Annotated in this window: 1 protein-coding gene; it reads right to left on the bottom strand. The window is 47.1% G+C overall.

The window, feature by feature from the left end:
• Nucleotides 1-240 (bottom strand): DUF11 domain-containing protein (locus DMB71_RS00050; protein WP_204251747.1); only part of this gene is annotated, 240 nt, incomplete at both ends.

Raw genomic sequence — 240 nt, 5'->3', positions numbered from 1 at the left:
GAACTGGTATTAACTGTTTTCGTAACTGATAAATCACTGCTAGCCACTGGTATTGGCGTGCTTGTATTAGTATTGTTTGCTAGGGTTGGATCCTGCTCGTTTGCTGATACCGTTGCCGTATTGGCATACGATCCAGAAGCGTTAACCGTTGCAACAATGTTTAGGGTTGCGCTCGCTCCGTTGGCAAGGCTTCCTATTGTCCAAACAGTTCCGTTATAGGTTCCCACTGATGGCGTTGCG

It is taken from the genome of Flavobacterium tistrianum, from assembly GCF_003254545.1.
Classification (GTDB): Bacteria; Bacteroidota; Bacteroidia; order Flavobacteriales; family Flavobacteriaceae; genus Flavobacterium; species Flavobacterium tistrianum.
The sequence above is the reverse complement of the archived record's forward strand: the minus strand, read 5'-3'. Positions and strand labels throughout refer to the sequence as shown.